The following is a 15061-nucleotide window of genomic DNA, read 5'->3' on the forward strand; positions in this document are numbered from 1 at the left end:
TCCTCGTACCGGGAGGCACCACGTGTTCAGAGCTGTCGCGCGAATCATGCGCACCCCCGACCTGCGTCGCAAGATCGGGTTCACGCTCGGCATCATCGCGCTCTTCCGGTTGGGTTCGTTCATCCCCGCACCGTTCGTCGACTACCAGAACGTGCAGCTCTGTCTCGCCGGCAACACCGGCACATCGGGTCTCTACGAGCTCGTCAACCTCTTCAGCGGTGGCGCCCTCCTCCAGCTCTCGGTCTTCGCGCTCGGCATCATGCCGTACATCACGTCGTCGATCATCGTGCAGCTGCTCCGGGTCGTCATCCCGCACTTCGACACCCTCTACAAAGAGGGCCAGTCGGGCCAGGCGAAGCTGACCCAGTACACCCGTTACCTCACGATCGCCCTCGGCATCCTGCAGTCGACGACCCTGATCACCGTGGCCCGTTCCGGCGCCCTGTTCAGCGGATCCGGCGCAGCCGAATGCAGCCAGCTCATCACGAACGACGCCTGGTACGCCGTCATGCTCATGGTGATCACCATGACCGCCGGTACCGGCCTCATCATGTGGATGGGCGAGCTCATCACCGAGCGTGGCATCGGCAACGGCATGTCGCTCCTCATCTTCACGTCGATCGCCGCCCGGTTCCCCACGGCTCTCTGGAGCATCGCCCAGGCCCGCGGCTTCGAGATCTTCCTCATGGTCATCGCGGTCGGCCTGGTCATCATGGCCGCCGTGGTCTTCGTCGAACAGTCCCAACGCCGTATCCCGGTCCAGTACGCGAAGCGGATGGTCGGCAGACGGACGTACGGCGGCAACAATACCTACATCCCGATCAAGGTGAACATGGCCGGTGTCGTGCCCGTCATCTTCGCCTCGTCGCTCCTCTACCTGCCCGCCCTCGTCGCGCAGTTCAACCAGCCCGCCGACGGCACGGCTCCGCCCGCATGGGTCAGCTGGGTCCAGGCCAACCTGACGTCCGGCGACAACCCCCTCTACATGCTCGTGTACTTCGCGCTCATCGTCGGGTTCACGTACTTCTACGTCGCGATCACCTTCAACCCCGAAGAGGTCGCCGACAACATGAAGAAGTACGGCGGGTTCATCCCGGGCATCCGCGCCGGTCGCCCCACCGCCGAGTACCTCGACTACGTCCTGACGCGGGTCACGCTCCCCGGTGCGCTCTACCTCGGCATCATCGCCCTCATCCCGCTGATCGCGCTGGCGACCGTGGGCGCGAACCAGAACTTCCCCTTCGGAGGCGCGAGCATCCTGATCATCGTGGGTGTCGGTCTCGAGACGGTGAAGCAGATCGACTCGCAACTCCAGCAGCGTCACTACGAAGGGCTCCTCCGATGAGCATCGGTGTCGAAGGACACATCAGTCCGCGCCTCCTCATCGTGGGTCCCCCCGGGGCCGGCAAGGGCACTCAGGCGTCGGCCATCGCCGAGGCGTACGGCATACCCGCCGTGTCGACTGGTGACATCTTCCGTGCCAACGTCAAGAACGAGACCGAGCTGGGGCTCAAGGTCAAGGCCATCCTGGCGGCCGGTGACTACGTCCCCGACAGCCTGACCAACGAGCTCATCTCGGATCGACTCGAGCAGAGCGACGCCGCAGAGGGGTTCCTGCTCGACGGCTACCCGCGCACGATGGCTCAGGTCGACTTCCTCGACGCCCACCTCGCCGAGCGGGGCGAGTCGCTCACCGGCGTCGTGCAGCTCGTCGCCGATCGCGACGAGATCGTCGAGCGTCTCCGCAAGCGCGCACTCGAGCAGGGTCGTGAAGACGACACCGAAGAGGCGATCCGTCACCGTCAAGACGTGTACCTGCGTGAGACGGCGCCGCTGGTCGAGACGTACCGCGAACGCGGTCTGCTCGTCGAGGTCGACGGTCTGGGCAGCATCGCCGAGGTGGCGGCACGCATCGACTCGGCGCTGACCGAGCGCGGCTTCCGCTCCACCGCTGCGGCCTCCTGACCCGCGTGGGTCTGCGGAGACCCGGCATCTACAAGAGCCGGGACGAGATGCGCTCCATGGTCCGTCCCGGTCTCCTGACGGCCGAATCGCTCGACGCGGTAGCCGCGGCCATCCGACCGGGTGTCACGACCCGAGAGCTCGACGCCATAGCCGAGGCCGTCATCCGAGCCGGGGGCGGCGTGCCCAACTTCATGCTGGTGCCCGGATACCGCCACACCATCTGCGCGTCGGTCAACGACGAGGTCGTCCACGGCATGCCGGGTGATCGTGTGCTCCGCGCGGGTGACATGGTCTCCATCGACAGCGGCGCCGAGGTCGTCGGCTGGAACGGCGACAGTGCCCGCACCTTCGTCATCGACGATCCCTCGCGTCCCGACGTCGTCGCCTCGCGCCGACGGCTCAACGACGTCACCGAGCAGGCTCTGTGGCACGGCATCGCGGCACTCGCGACGGCGCGCAGGCTGGACGAGGTCGGTGGCGCCATCGAAGACCACGTCGAGAGCCAGGGCCGGTTCGGCATCATCGAGGACTACACGGGTCATGGCATCGGCCGCTCCATGCACGAAGACCCGCCCGTCTTCAACTACCGGGTCTCGGGGCGCAGCCCCTCGGTCAAGCCCGGCCTCGTCGTGGCCATCGAGCCCATGATCACCTCCGGCACGATCGACACCGTCACGGGTGCCGACGAGTGGACGGTCTCGACCGTCGATGCGTCCGACGCGGCGCACTGGGAGCACTCGATCGCCGTCCACGATGACGGCATCTGGGTGCTGACCGCCGCCGACGGCGGCGCAGCCGGTCTCGCCCCGCTGGGCATCAGGCCGGTCCCGATCGCCTGAGGCGACTCGAGCGCGGCGTCCGACGTGGTGGAGCCAGCACTCCGTCCGGTGGGATCACCCGTTGCCGACGCTGCAGGTCTCTTCCGCTGCGGTCTGCCCGGAGATGGTCGAGGGCAGCGTCGAGACGGGCGCCTCGGTGGCAGGTGCCGTGGGCGCGGCCTCCGCGTCGGCCGCAGGAGTCGACGGGCTGGCGGGCGCGGAAGGCGCCGCGCTGGGATCCTGAGCGACGGATGCGCGACCGTTGCTCTCGTCGCCGACCGTGAACTTGGTGTCGGCCGCCAGCGCCGCGTTCAACGTCGCCGCATCGGCTTCGGACGCCACGACCCGGTTCGAGTCGTAGGGGTCGTCGACGACGGGGTACTGGACGAAGACGATCTCGGCCGGCGAGAGATCCCGTGCGGCGTAGGCCAGCTGCACGAGCGTGTCGGGGGAGTTCAGCGTCGACGAGAGCTCCATGTTGCTGAGCGCCGCGGAGGCGAGCTTGTAGAGCGTCGCCGGGTTGGACAGCGTGCCGACGGAGAGGATCTGCCGCATCATGGCCGACAGGAAGACCTGCTGGGAGCTGATCCGCGCGAGGTCGCTCCCGTCGCCGACGCCGTGACGGGTGCGCAGGAACGCCAGAGCGTCGACGCCCTGCAGGGAGTGCGTCCCGGGGGAGAGGTCCAGGCCGCTGTCCGTGTCCGTGATCTGCTGGGCGACGCAGACGTCGACCCCGCCCAGGGCGTTGGACATCTCGATGACGCCGTCGAAGGTGATCGCCGAGGCGTAGGGGATCGCGAGCCCGGTGATGGACTCGACCGTGGACACCGTGCAGGAGAGCCCACCGCGATCGAGGGTGGTGTTGAACTGGACGCGGCTCTCGGCCGGGTAGTACGTGCCGTCGGGTCCCGTGCAGTCGGGGACGGAGACGATCATGTCGCGGGGGAAGCTCACGGCGCTCATCTGGGAGTGGTCCTCCGAGAGGTGCACGAGGATCGTCACGTCGTTGCGAGCGCCGTCCGTCGTGCCGGCGTCGATCTGACTGTCGGCGGCTCGGACGTCCGTGCCGACGAGGAGGATGTTCGCCCCGCCGGTGATCTCGGAGATCCGGACGTCCTGGACGGTGTCCTCGTTACCCAGCACGACCGTCGACACCTCGGAGGTGGCCGAACGGACGGCGATGGCCGCCACCGATGCGCCGCTGACGAGCACGACGGCGAGCCCACCCGCCACGAGGGCGAGCAGAGGGCGGACCGGACCTCGACGTCGCAGCCGCCCGTGACGGGCGATGCCGCGGGGGCTCGTCGGAGTGGTTCGTCCGGGCATTCGGGCTCCCTGTCTCGGCATGTCTCGACGATCCGGCGTGTCGCATCGACAACGCAGGTTGCTGAACTATAGCGGCATCACATAAGATCGACCCTTGGTGTCTTGTGTCGGCTTCATCTGACAGAGGGCACCGCATCCCCGCACGACCAACACCCCCGAACCTGAGCGACAGTGAGGCTATGGCCAAAAAAGACGGTGTCATCGAAATCGAAGGCGCAGTGATCGAGGCTCTTCCCAACGCGATGTTCCGCGTTGAGTTGACGAACGGCCACCGAGTTCTCGCCCACATCTCCGGCAAGATGCGTCAGCACTACATCCGCATCCTCCCCGAAGACCGCGTGATCGTCGAACTCTCGCCCTACGACTTGACCCGCGGCCGGATCGTCTACCGCTACAAGTAGGGCGTGCTGGAAAGGAACGGCCCCGCGCACCCGCGGGGCACGAAGCCAGCGAGATCAAGGAATCAGCAATGAAGGTCAACCCCAGCGTCAAGCCCATCTGCGAGCACTGCAAGGTGATCCGCCGCAAGGGCAACGTCATGGTCATCTGCAAGAGCAACCCGCGCCACAAGCAGCGTCAGGGCTAGCTCTCAGGCCGCGTCCGCGCGGTCTGAAGATGCCGGGCCGGTGAGCCGGCCCACAGCAACATCGACAAAGCAGCACCAGAACCACGAACGCTCCGGCGGTCGCGGGGACACCCCGGGGCGGAGGCCCGGGCACCGGTGCTGTGACAGACCTCCACCACTCTCTGAGGAGAAGCCACCATGGCACGTCTAGCAGGCGTTGACATCCCGCGCGACAAGCGCGTGGAAGTCGCACTGACCTACATCTACGGAGTCGGCCGCACCCGTGCGCTCCAGACTCTCGCTGACACCGAGATCGACGGCAACATCCGCGTCAAGGACCTGACGGACGACCAGCTCGTCCTTCTCCGCGACCACATCGAGGGCAACTTCAAGGTAGAGGGTGACCTCCGTCGCGAGGTCGCCGCCGACATCCGCCGCAAGGTCGAGATCGGCAGCTACGAAGGCATCCGCCACCGCCGCGGTCTGCCTGTCCGTGGACAGCGCACCAAGACGAACGCTCGTACCCGCAAGGGCCCGAAGCGCACCGTCGCCGGCAAGAAGAAGGCTCGATAGGCCCCGGCTCCCGCCGTACTCGCCCTTAGGTTGTAGGAGAAAAAATTGGCAGCACCGAAGTCGGCCGCGCGTAAGCCCCGCCGCAAAGAGAAGAAGAACGTCGCTGTGGGTCAGGCCCACATCAAGAGCACGTTCAACAACACCATTGTTTCGATCACCGACCCCTCGGGTGCCGTGCTGAGCTGGGCTTCGTCCGGCGCCGTCGGCTTCAAGGGCTCGCGCAAGTCGACGCCCTTCGCCGCGCAGCTCGCGGCCGAGTCGGCTGCACGACAGGCGCAGGAGCACGGCGTCAAGAAGGTCGACGTGTTCGTCAAGGGTCCGGGTTCCGGTCGCGAGACGGCGATCCGCTCGCTCCAGGCCGCAGGCCTCGAGGTGGGTTCGATCAACGACGTCACCCCGCAGGCGCACAACGGCTGCCGCCCGCCGAAGCGTCGTCGCGTCTAACTGAGTTACCGCCCGTCGCGCCTCCCTCACCCGGTATCAGGGTCGAGGAGGCGCGGCGGGCTACACCGCGTTCGCACCGCCTCCTGCACCACCGGCAGGGGCATCACAACTCAACAGACCCGACCGGCCCGCCACCTGTCGTACCGCCAAGAGTCATATAGCGGACTCTTCGCCGAAAGGAATCCACAGTGCTCATTGCACAGCGCCCCACCCTCACCGAGGAGAACATCTCGGAGTTCCGTTCACGCTTCGTGATCGAACCCCTCGAGCCCGGTTTCGGCTACACCCTCGGCAACTCGCTGCGCCGCACTCTTCTGTCGTCGATCCCCGGAGCCGCTGTCACCAGCATCCGCATCGACGGTGTGCTGCACGAGTTCACCACCGTCCCCGGTGTGAAAGAAGACGTCACCGAGGTCATCCTCAACATCAAGCAGCTCGTCGTCTCGAGCGAGCACGACGAGCCCATCACGGCGTACCTGCGCAAGCAGGGTGCCGGTCAGGTCACGGCCGCCGACATCTCGGCTCCCGCCGGTGTCGAGATCCACAACCCCGAGCTGGTCATCGCGACCCTGAACGACAAGGCCAAGTTCGAACTCGAGCTGACCATCGAGCGTGGCCGCGGCTACGTCTCCGCCGTCCAGAACCGCAGCGAGTTCAGCGAAGCGGGTCAGATCCCCATCGACTCGATCTACTCGCCCGTTCTCAAGGTGACCTACCGCGTCGAGGCGACTCGTGCCGGTGAGCGCACCGACTTCGACCGCCTGGTCGTCGACGTCGAGACGAAGCCGGCGATCTCGCCGCGCGACGCCATCGCGTCGGCCGGTCGCACGCTGACCGAGCTCTTCGGCCTGGCCCGCGAGCTCAACACCGCTGCCGAGGGCATCGAGATCGGCCCCGCGCCGGTCGACGCCGTCCTCTCGAGCGAGCTGCAGACTCCGATCGAAGACCTCGATCTCTCGGTCCGCAGCTACAACTGCCTGAAGCGCGAGGGCATCAACACGGTGTCCGAGCTCGTCGCCCTCTCGGAGACGCAGCTCATGAACATCCGCAACTTCGGTCAGAAGTCGGTCGACGAGGTGAAGGACAAGCTCGTGGAGCTCGGCCTCTCGCTCAAGGACACGGTCCCCGGGTTCGACGGAGCCCACTTCTACAGCGGCTACGACGAGGAAGAGACCAACTAGGTCTCGTCTCCCGACGCCCTGATCATCTTCGACAGCTAGGAAACAACGATCATGCCCAAGCCCACCAAGGGTCCCCGCCTCGGAGGCGGCCCGGCTCACGAGCGTCTGATGCTCGCGAACCTCGCCGCGTCGCTCTTCGAGCACAAGAGCATCAAGACGACCGAGACGAAGGCCAAGCGCCTCCGCCCCGTCGCCGAGCGCCTCGTCACCTTCGCGAAGCGGGGCGACCTCGCGTCGCGTCGTCGTGCGATGCAGACGCTGCGCAACAACAAGGACGCCGCGCACATGCTCTTCACCGAGATCGCGCCGCTCGTCGAGAACCGTGAGGGCGGCTACACCCGCATCACGAAGCTCGGCTTCCGCAAGGGCGACAACGCCTCGATGGTGTCGATCGAGCTCGTGCTCGAGCCCGTCACCCCCAAGGTGAAGTCGTCGAGCAGCACGTCGGCCCCCGCGGCCGCCGCGCCCGCCGAAGAGGCCCCGGTCGAGGAGACCGAGACCGTCGAGGAGTCGGCACCCGTCGAGACCGAGACCGAGACGGCTGCCGCCGACGAGGTCGAGACCGACGCCGCCGAGAAGTCGGACGACGCCGCGAAGTCGGACGACACGAAGTAGTCCCGTTCCGCTTCGAAGGGCCCCGCAGCATCCGTGCTGCGGGGCCCTTCGGCGTCTCCGGTCCACCGCATGGGGGGCTGCGGTGTACCCCTCTCGGGGGGTGTTCATCTCGGCGACATGTGACAGAAACCTGTGAAGGAGCCAAGAAACGTAGGGTCGATTCATCCCTGCCTCTCCGACGAAGGATCACATGTCCGTTCGCCCCCGCCCTCTGACCCGGAAGCACATCGCCGTCGCGACCGGGTTCGCTCTCCTCGTCACACCCCTCGTCCCCTTCACCGCGGCGACCGCTGCGCCCGCGACGTCGACCGCCACCGCCGTGGCCGGCGGCCTGGTCATCGACGAGGCCTACCTGAAGGGCGGCAGCGCCAACGCACCCTTCACGAACAAGTTCGTGGAGCTCTACAACCCCACGACCAGCGCGGTGACTCTGGCGGGCTGGTCACTGCAGTACCGTGCGGCCACGGCCAGCGCGGTCTCGGGTGTCGGCGCCCTCGCCGGCACCGTCCCCGCAGGCGGCAGCTTCCTCGTCCAGCTCGGCAGCAACGGCACCACGGGTGAGGCCCTGCCGACGCCCGACGCCACGCTGGGTCTGAACCCGAGCGGCTCGACAGGCACCATCGTGCTGTCGGACCAGGCGACGGCCGTGACCCTGCCGACCGGCGCCTCCTCGGTGGGTGTCGACGGAGTCGTCGACCTGCTCGGCTACGGCACCTCGAACACCTACGAGACCACGGTCGCGGCGACCTCCGGCGGCAACGCCGTCCCCAACTCGCTGACGCGCACCGACCATGTCGACACCGACGTGAACGCCGCCGACTTCAGCGTCACCGCCGACGTCACGCCTCGGAACTCGGCCGGCGGCGGCGACGTGCCGACCGACCCCGACGAGCCCGAGCTGCCGACCGAGCCGACTCCCGCGGTCGACGTCACGATCGCCGAGCTGCAGGGGACGACCGATACGAGTCCGTTCGCCGGGCAGCGCGTGACCACCCGCGGCGTCGTGACCGCGGCGTACCCGACCGGCGGTCTGAACGGCTACGTCATCCAGACTCCGGGCACCGGAGGCGCGCTCGACTCCGCGACGCACGTCGCGTCGGACGCGGTCTTCGTCTACTCCTCGGCCACCGCCTCCTCGGTGTCCATCGGCGACTACGTCGAGACCACCGGCACGGCGAGCGAGTACTTCGGTCTGACCCAGCTGACCGTCGCCACCGCCGCAGACCTCGCCGTGCTCGACGCCGCGTCCGTGACGGCGCCGGTGCCCGCGACGGTCGGGTTCCCCGAGACCGACGCCGAGCGCGAGGAGCTCGAGAGCATGCTCATCGCGCCGCAGGGCGACTTCACCGTCAGTGACGTCTACACGACGAACCAGTACGGGGAGGTCGTGCTGGCCTCCGGCACGAAGCCGCTCATCCAGCCGACCGAGGTCGCCCGCCCGGGCAGTGCCGAGTACACGGCGACGGTCGCCGACAACGCCGCCCGGAAGCTCGTGCTCGACGACGGCTCGTCGGTGAACTTCTTCACGGCCTCGAACCAGGGGATCCCTGTGCCGTACCTCTCGACCGAGGCCCCCGTCACCGTGGGCGCGGCCGTGACCTTCGACGAGCCGCTCGTGCTCGACTTCCGCAACTCCAGCTGGAAGCTGCAGCCCACCGAGCGGATCACCGGCGACACCGACACGGCCGACCTGCCCGTCTCGTTCGAGGACATCCGTGAGGCGGCGCCCCGCGACGTCGGGGGAGACCTGCGCCTCGCCGGCTTCAACGTGCTGAACTACTTCCCCACGACGGGCGACCAGCTGAGCGGCTGCACGTACTACACCGACCGCTTCGGCAACCCGGTGACCGTCCAGGGCGGCTGCGACGCGCGAGGCGCCGCGAACCAGGCGAGCTTCGAGCGTCAGCAGGCGAAGATCGTGGCCGCCATCAACGGCCTCGACGCCGACGTCGTGTCGCTCGAGGAGATCGAGAACTCGGCCCGCTTCGGACAGGACCGCGACGCGGCGCTCTCGACCCTGGTCGACGCGCTGAACGCCGACCTGGGTGCCGACGAGTGGGCGTTCGTGCCGTCCCCCGCGACCGTCCCCGCCAACGAGGACGTCATCCGCCTGGCCTTCATCTACAAGAAGGCCACCGCGGAGACCGTCGGCGAGTCGCGCATCCTGACGGACGCCCCGGCGTTCAGCAACGCCCGTCAGCCGCTGGCGCAGACCTTCGCGCCCGTCGGCGCCCCCGCAGACGCCGACTTCGTCGTCATCGCGAACCACTTCAAGTCGAAGGGCAGCGGGTCGGGGGTCGACGCCGACCTCGGTGACGGGCAGGGCGCCTCGAACGCCTCGCGCGTCAACCAGGCGGAGGCGCTGGCCGACTTCTCGACGCGGGTCCAGTCCGACGCCGGGACCGACAAGGCGTTCCTGGTCGGCGACTTCAACGCCTACTCGCAGGAGGACCCGATCGAGGTGCTGCGCGACGCCGGCTACACCGACCTGGGCTCGACCGAGACCGACGAGTACAGCTACGTGTTCGGCGGCCTGAGCGGATCGCTCGACCACGTGCTCGCCAGCCCGGCCGCGGCCGAGGCCGTCACGGGCGTCGACATCTGGAACATCAACGCGGGCGAGTCCGTCGGGCTCGAGTACAGCCGGTACGACTACAACGCGGCCCCGCTCTACGCGGACGGCCCGTACCGGTCGAGCGACCACGACCCGGTCGTCGTCGGACTCGAGCTCGTCGGCGACGTCGACCCGGGCGAGCCCGAGCAGCCGGGCGACCCGGGTCAGCCCGATGAGCCCGGTCACGGGGGAGGCGCACCCACCCTGGGCCAGATCGTCACGGCCATCGTCACCGCGGTCATCGACTGGTTCAAGCAGCTGTTCGGCTGGCGCTGGCGGTGACCCGCCGGGTCGGATGACCCCGACCCGCCGATGAGACGGCTGGGCCCCGCGTCGTGGACGCGGGGCCCTGTCGTCGTCTCTCGTAGAATCCCAGGGTGACGACGACCGACGAGCCGACCCCGGACGACGCGGCCCTCGACCGGCCGAACCTGACGCGCATCCGGCTGAACGTCGCATACGACGGCACGAACTTCTCGGGGTGGAGCGAGCAGCCCGGCCGTCGCACCGTGCAGGGCGAGATCGAGCAGGCCCTGGTCACCCTCTTCCGCCGGCTCGGCGACGTCCCCACCGTGACGGTGGCGGGGCGGACCGACGCGGGGGTGCATGCCCGTGGTCAGGTGGTTCACCTGGATCTCACCGACGCCCAGATCGCGCAGCTGCAGCGCCCTCACCGGGGCATGGTCGACAGGACCCCGCTCGACGCCCCGACGGTGCTCGCCCGGCGGCTCAACGGGCTGGCCGGCGCGTCCGACGAGATCGTCGTCTCGGGAGGCCGGCTCGCGCCTCCCGGGTTCCATGCCCGCTTCGGGGCGCTCTGGCGACGGTACGAGTACCGCATCGCCGATCGCGGTGCCGAGCGCGACCCCGCGCGGCGCGGTCACACGCTCTGGTACGACCAGCGGCTCGACCTCGACCTGATGAACGCCACGGCCGCCGGGCTGCTGGGTCTGCACGACTGGGCCGCGTACTGCCGGTACCGCGAGTACGCGACGAGCATCCGCGAACTGCAGGAGTTCCGATGGAGGCGCGAGGCCGACGGCGTGCTCGTCGCGACGGTGCAGGCGGACGCCTTCTGCCACAACCTCGTGCGGAATCTCGTCGGTGCCTGCGTCGCGGTGGGCGAGGGGGTGCTGCCCCAGCACCGGGCCGTGGGGATCCGCCGCGAGGCCGAGCGGAACGGCGAGTTCAGAGTCGTGCCCGCGCACGGCCTCACGATGGTCGAGGTCGGGTACCCGCCCGACGACGAGGTCGCGGCGCGCACCGAGCTGACGCAGGTGAAGCGGTCGGCCGCTCAGGTCGACGAGTGACGTTTGACGCCCCTGGGGGTGTCGGGTATCGTTGCCCCTTGGTGTCTGCGCAACTGCGCGCCTTCGCCCGAAGTTGAGCCCTCCACCTGATTCGTTCTCGTCGCATCTGCCTCGAGAACGGCGCCGGAGCGGGATTCACGAACCTCTCACCTCGACAAGAAAGCAGCACTACTGTGACGCGCACTTTCTCCCCCAAGCCGGCTGACGTTCAGCCGAACTGGCTGATCATCGACGCCAACGACGTCGTGCTCGGCCGTCTGGCCAGCCACGTGGCAGCACTGCTGCGCGGCAAGCACAAGCCGACCTTCGCCCCCCACATGGACATGGGCGACTTCGTCATCGTCATCAACGCCGACAAGGTGGCCCTCACCGGCTCCAAGCTGGCCGAGAAGCTCTACTACCGTCACTCGGGCTACCCGGGCGGCCTCACGGCCACCACGTACTCCGAGATGGTGGAGAAGCACCCCACGCGTGCGGTCGAGAAGGCCATCCGCGGCATGCTGCCGAAGAACTCGCTGGGCCGCGCCCAGATCAAGAAGCTGAAGGTGTACGCGGGTGCCGAGCACCCCCACGCTGCTCAGCAGCCCACGGTTTACACCCTCGACCAGGTCGCTCAGTAGCGTCCGCCTTCAGACTTAAGGACTCCCACACAGTGGCTCAGATCGCAGATTCCATCGACCAGGCTCCCCAGAGCTTCACCACCGAGAGCACGTCCACCGAGGCCGAGGCGACGCCCCGCGCCGTCCTGAACGTCTCCGGTTCGGCCGTCGGCCGCCGCAAGGAGGCGATCGCCCGCGCTCGCCTCGTCCCGGGTTCGGGCACCTTCGTGGTGAACGGCCGCACGCTCGAAGAGTACTTCCCGAACAAGCTGCACCAGCAGCTGATCAACGACCCGTTCAAGGTCCTCGATCTGCTCGGCGCCTACGACGTCACCGTCAAGGTGACCGGTGGCGGCCCCTCGGGTCAGGCCGGCGCGCTGCGTCTCGCCATCGCCCGTTCGCTCAACGAGATCGACCGCGAGAACAACCGCGCGACGCTGAAGAAGGCCGGCTTCCTGACTCGTGACGCCCGCGTCATCGAGCGCAAGAAGGCGGGTCTCAAGAAGGCCCGCAAGGCCTCGCAGTTCTCGAAGCGCTAAGAGCGCACCCGAAAGCAGGTCTCGCTATGTCGCGTCTCTTCGGTACCGACGGTGTGCGGGGCCTCGCCAACCGTGAGCTGACCGCCGTGCTCGCCCTGGGCCTCGCCCAGGCGAGCGCGGTGGTGCTCACGAAGGGGCATCACGCCGATGCCCGTCGTGCCGAAGGGCTGCGACCCGTCGCCGTCGTCGCACGCGACCCCCGCATCTCGGGGGAGTTCCTGACCGCCGCCGTGTCGGCGGGTCTGGCCAGCTCCGGTGTCGACGTGCTCGACGCCGGGGTCATCCCGACCCCAGCGGCGGCGTTCCTCGTGGACGACATCGGCGCCGACTTCGGCGTCATGATCAGCGCCTCGCACAACCCGGCCCCCGACAACGGCATCAAGTTCTTCGCCTTCGGCGGCACGAAGCTGCCCGACGAGGTCGAAGATCGCATCCAGGCCGCGATGGACGATCCCCAGCTGATGCCCATCGGCCGCGATGTCGGTCGCATCCGCCGGTTCGCCGATGCTGAAGACCGCTATGTCCTCCACCTCCTCGGCGCTCTGCCGAACCGTCTCGACGGCATCCACGTCGTCCTCGACTGCGCTCACGGTGCCGCGTCGGCGGTCTCGCCCGAGGTGTTCACCGACGCCGGCGCGAAGGTGACGCTCATCGGCGCCGACCCCGACGGCCTCAACATCAACGACGGCGTGGGGTCGACGCACCTCGACAACCTCGCCCGGGCCGTGCTCGAGCACGGCGCCGACGTCGGCATCGCCCATGACGGCGACGCCGACCGGTGCCTCGCGGTCGACGCGACCGGCGCCGTGGTCGACGGCGACCAGATCATGGCGATCATCGCCGTGGCTCAGAAGGAGCGCGGTGCGCTCGCGTCCGACACCCTCGTCGCGACCGTCATGAGCAACCTCGGCCTCACCCGGGCCATGGCCGAGCACGGCATCACCGTGCGTCAGACCCGCGTGGGCGACCGTTACGTGCTCGAGGACATGGCCGAGCACGGCTTCAACCTCGGCGGCGAGCAGTCCGGTCACATCGTCTTCGGCGACCACGCGACGACGGGCGACGGCATCCTCACCGGCCTGTCGCTGGTGGCGCGTATGGCCGCGACCGGCAAGAGCCTCGCCGAGCTCGCCACCGTCATGACCGTCTTCCCGCAGATCCTGATCAACGTCTCGGGCGTCGACCGCACTCGCCTCGCCGCCGACGCCGGGGTGGCCGAGGCCGTCGCGGCGTTCTCGGACGAGCTCGGCGACACCGGTCGGGTGCTGCTGCGTCCGTCGGGCACCGAGCCCGTCATCCGGGTGATGGTTGAGGCGGCGGACCAGTCCACCGCCGACCGCGTCGCCCACGCGCTGGCCGACGTCGTGCGCGAGCGCCTGGCCCTCTGACCCGGCGCGGCCCCGCCTGCCTGCCGGCGCCTCCTCAGGAGGCGCGGTGCCGGGTCCGCTCGGAGAGTCCGGCATCATGAGCAGATGATCCTCCTCGTGCCGGCATTCGTCTTCGCGGTGCTCTACGTCGTCAGCCGCCGACGCGACGCCCGTCGCCTGCGGAACGGCGTGTTCCTCGTGGCGGCCCTCGGCTGCCTGCTCCTCGCCGGGCTCGTCGAGCTGGACGGGTCGGGGCCGGCGCAGCAGTCGCTCGTCACGCTGGGGGCCCTGCTCGCCGTCGTGCTCGTCGGCGTGCTCGCCGTCGCCCTGATCGGCAACGGCGTGACGATGCTCCGATCGGAGGGTCGCAGCCTCGGCAATCTGCTGTCGCTCGTCGCCGGCGTGGCCATCCTCGTGCTGCCCCTCGTCGCGGTGGCCCTCGTGACGCTGCCGAGTCAGTTCGACCTGCCCTCGGTCGTCGACGTGCTGCTCGTCGCGATCGGTCTGCTCGTCGCGTTCGGCTGCTTCTACGCGGCCGCGACCTTCGCCGCCTTCGGTCTCTACTCGCTCGTCTACAGCCGCTACCGGCACACGAAGACGCCCCGGGCGATCGTGGTGCTCGGCTCGGGCCTGATCCGAGGCGAGGTGCCGCCCCTCCTCCGCAGCAGACTCGACAAGGCGCTCGCCGTCTACCGCGCTGTCGCCGTAGACGGGCCCCGCCCCGTGCTCATCCCCTCGGGCGGGCAGGGAGCCGACGAGCCCCGCGCCGAGGGCGAGGCCATGGCCGAGTACCTGCTCGGGCAGGGGGTCGACGCGGCCGACGTCCGCCCCGAGACGGCGTCGACGAGCACCCGCGAGAACCTTCTCCTCTCGCGCGAGGTGCAGCGTGCGGACGGCCGCGACGGCGCCACGCTCGTCGTGACGAACGACTATCACGTGCTGCGTGCGGCGCTGCTGGCTCGCTCCATCGGGAGCGACGCCCAGGTCGTCGGGTCGCCGACCGCCGCCTACTACGTGCCGAGCGCGTTCCTCCGCGAGTACATCGCCATCATGGTCGAGCACCGGCGACTGAACGCCGTAGCCGTCCTCGCGGCGGCGGCCCTCGTCGCGCTCGCGGCCGTGTGGTCGCTGCTGCCCGTGTGAAC

The 15061-nt window shown here is 68.7% G+C and carries 16 protein-coding genes; 15 read left to right on the forward strand and 1 reads right to left on the reverse strand.

Going from position 1 to position 15061, the window contains the following annotated elements:
* The first annotated feature begins 22 nt into the window (after positions 1 to 22).
* From secY to map, 3 genes are read left to right on the forward strand one after another with little or no spacing between them, the layout of a single operon-like run.
* Positions 23 to 1345 (forward strand): preprotein translocase subunit SecY, encoded by a 1323-nt coding sequence (gene secY, locus IFT51_RS10555; protein ID WP_192061042.1) that lies wholly within the window; start codon positions 23 to 25, stop codon positions 1343 to 1345.
* Entirely contained in the window at positions 1342 to 1965 is a 624-nt protein-coding gene (locus IFT51_RS10560; protein WP_192061043.1) for an adenylate kinase, read from the forward strand. Before secY ends, IFT51_RS10560 begins: the two co-directional genes overlap by 4 nt.
* A 5-nt stretch (positions 1966 to 1970) precedes the next feature.
* Complete coding sequence (gene map, locus IFT51_RS10565) at positions 1971 to 2804, forward strand: type I methionyl aminopeptidase (protein ID WP_371740757.1); 834 nt, start codon at positions 1971 to 1973, stop codon at positions 2802 to 2804.
* A 54-nt stretch (positions 2805 to 2858) separates the two neighbouring features.
* On the opposite strand, the gene IFT51_RS10570 is transcribed toward map, so the two are convergent.
* Positions 2859 to 4109 (reverse strand): LCP family protein, encoded by a 1251-nt coding sequence (locus tag IFT51_RS10570; RefSeq protein ID WP_192061044.1) that lies wholly within the window; start codon positions 4107 to 4109, stop codon positions 2859 to 2861.
* Positions 4110 to 4288: 179 nt separating this feature from the next.
* On the opposite strand from IFT51_RS10570, the gene infA reads away from it, so the two are divergent.
* From infA to IFT51_RS10630, 12 genes are all read left to right on the forward strand, one after another.
* Positions 4289 to 4510 carry a translation initiation factor IF-1 gene (gene infA / locus IFT51_RS10575; RefSeq protein ID WP_043593329.1) on the forward strand — a complete coding sequence of 74 codons (222 nt, stop codon included), beginning with the start codon at positions 4289 to 4291 and terminating at the stop codon, positions 4508 to 4510.
* A 68-nt stretch (positions 4511 to 4578) separates the two neighbouring features.
* Positions 4579 to 4695: a 50S ribosomal protein L36 gene (gene rpmJ, locus IFT51_RS10580; RefSeq protein ID WP_043593327.1), complete on the forward strand. Its 117-nt coding sequence runs from the start codon at positions 4579 to 4581 to the stop codon at positions 4693 to 4695.
* A gap of 177 nt (positions 4696 to 4872) precedes the next feature.
* Positions 4873 to 5247 carry a 30S ribosomal protein S13 gene (gene rpsM / locus IFT51_RS10585; RefSeq protein WP_055799939.1) on the forward strand — a complete coding sequence of 125 codons (375 nt, stop codon included), beginning with the start codon at positions 4873 to 4875 and terminating at the stop codon, positions 5245 to 5247.
* A 45-nt stretch (positions 5248 to 5292) separates the two neighbouring features.
* Entirely contained in the window at positions 5293 to 5691 is a 399-nt protein-coding gene (rpsK, locus tag IFT51_RS10590; protein WP_055799944.1) for a 30S ribosomal protein S11, read from the forward strand.
* A 188-nt stretch (positions 5692 to 5879) separates the two neighbouring features.
* Entirely contained in the window at positions 5880 to 6872 is a 993-nt protein-coding gene (locus tag IFT51_RS10595; protein WP_055799947.1) for a DNA-directed RNA polymerase subunit alpha, read from the forward strand.
* A gap of 51 nt (positions 6873 to 6923) precedes the next feature.
* Positions 6924 to 7487: a 50S ribosomal protein L17 gene (rplQ, locus tag IFT51_RS10600; protein WP_192061045.1), complete on the forward strand. Its 564-nt coding sequence runs from the start codon at positions 6924 to 6926 to the stop codon at positions 7485 to 7487.
* Between the two features lie 190 nt (positions 7488 to 7677).
* Positions 7678 to 10383, forward strand: a complete 2706-nt coding sequence (locus IFT51_RS10605) for an ExeM/NucH family extracellular endonuclease (RefSeq protein ID WP_192061046.1) — start codon at positions 7678 to 7680, stop codon at positions 10381 to 10383.
* 95 nt (positions 10384 to 10478) lie between these two features.
* Positions 10479 to 11411 carry a tRNA pseudouridine synthase A gene (locus IFT51_RS10610; RefSeq protein WP_320479796.1) on the forward strand — a complete coding sequence of 311 codons (933 nt, stop codon included), beginning with the start codon at positions 10479 to 10481 and terminating at the stop codon, positions 11409 to 11411.
* A gap of 173 nt (positions 11412 to 11584) precedes the next feature.
* A complete protein-coding gene (gene rplM / locus IFT51_RS10615; protein WP_055799954.1) occupies positions 11585 to 12031 on the forward strand; it encodes a 50S ribosomal protein L13 in 447 nt (148 codons plus the stop codon).
* A 32-nt stretch (positions 12032 to 12063) separates the two neighbouring features.
* Positions 12064 to 12549, forward strand: a complete 486-nt coding sequence (gene rpsI / locus IFT51_RS10620) for a 30S ribosomal protein S9 (RefSeq protein WP_192061047.1) — start codon at positions 12064 to 12066, stop codon at positions 12547 to 12549.
* 26 nt (positions 12550 to 12575) lie between these two features.
* Entirely contained in the window at positions 12576 to 13937 is a 1362-nt protein-coding gene (gene glmM / locus IFT51_RS10625) for a phosphoglucosamine mutase (RefSeq protein WP_192061048.1), read from the forward strand.
* Positions 13938 to 14021: 84 nt separating this feature from the next.
* Positions 14022 to 15059, forward strand: coding sequence for a YdcF family protein (locus IFT51_RS10630; RefSeq protein ID WP_192061049.1), 1038 nt, complete (start codon positions 14022 to 14024; stop codon positions 15057 to 15059).
* Positions 15060 to 15061: the final 2 nt, after the last annotated feature.

Origin of the sequence: Frigoribacterium sp. CFBP 13712 (genome assembly GCF_014842255.1) — a bacterium.
Classification (GTDB): domain Bacteria; phylum Actinomycetota; class Actinomycetes; order Actinomycetales; family Microbacteriaceae; genus Frigoribacterium.

Excerpts from the sequence above, each read along its gene's own strand:
- IFT51_RS10560 (WP_192061043.1), top strand. The coding sequence starts at position 1,342 with ATGAGCATCGGTGTCGAAGGACACATCAGTCCGCGCCTCCTCATCGTG.
- glmM (WP_192061048.1), top strand. The coding sequence starts at position 12,576 with ATGTCGCGTCTCTTCGGTACCGACGGTGTGCGGGGCCTCGCCAACCGT.
- rplQ (WP_192061045.1), top strand. The coding sequence starts at position 6,924 with ATGCCCAAGCCCACCAAGGGTCCCCGCCTCGGAGGCGGCCCGGCTCAC.
- rpsM (WP_055799939.1), top strand. The coding sequence starts at position 4,873 with ATGGCACGTCTAGCAGGCGTTGACATCCCGCGCGACAAGCGCGTGGAA.
- rpmJ (WP_043593327.1), top strand. The coding sequence starts at position 4,579 with ATGAAGGTCAACCCCAGCGTCAAGCCCATCTGCGAGCACTGCAAGGTG.
- IFT51_RS10630 (WP_192061049.1), top strand. The coding sequence starts at position 14,022 with ATGATCCTCCTCGTGCCGGCATTCGTCTTCGCGGTGCTCTACGTCGTC.
- IFT51_RS10605 (WP_192061046.1), top strand. The coding sequence starts at position 7,678 with ATGTCCGTTCGCCCCCGCCCTCTGACCCGGAAGCACATCGCCGTCGCG.
- IFT51_RS10570 (WP_192061044.1), bottom strand. The coding sequence starts at position 4,109 with ATGCCCGGACGAACCACTCCGACGAGCCCCCGCGGCATCGCCCGTCAC.
- infA (WP_043593329.1), top strand. The coding sequence starts at position 4,289 with ATGGCCAAAAAAGACGGTGTCATCGAAATCGAAGGCGCAGTGATCGAG.